The 288-nt window shown below is 44.8% G+C and carries 1 protein-coding gene; it reads right to left on the reverse strand.

Annotated elements, in window-relative coordinates:
• On the reverse strand, positions 1 to 288 hold a 288-nt coding region (locus AAEZ18_RS18610; protein WP_352255868.1), incomplete at both ends, for a hypothetical protein.

The raw sequence follows: 288 nt of genomic DNA on the forward strand, positions 1-288 counted from the left end.
TTATTAGTCTCAGTTTCACTTGAAAAAGCTATACCCGAGGTAGCATGAGTAACGGATAATCCCGTGGCGCTATCATAAGTACGATCTCCTTTCTCCGCCGGGGGGAATTTCACAATGTTGCCAATGTTAACTTGTAAACTACTTAGGCGGTCTATTTTTGTAATTACCCCAGCAATATTAATGCTGGGGGTGTTACTTTTACTGAGTCCCGAACCTAAACTCGTCCCTTCGGTAACGCCCAGGTTTAACCCATCAAGGTAACTGCCGCTTGAGACACTACCAGAGTAC

This window comes from Pseudoalteromonas sp. 19-MNA-CIBAN-0066 (assembly GCF_040308705.1).
Lineage (GTDB): Bacteria > Pseudomonadota > Gammaproteobacteria > Enterobacterales > Alteromonadaceae > Pseudoalteromonas > Pseudoalteromonas nigrifaciens.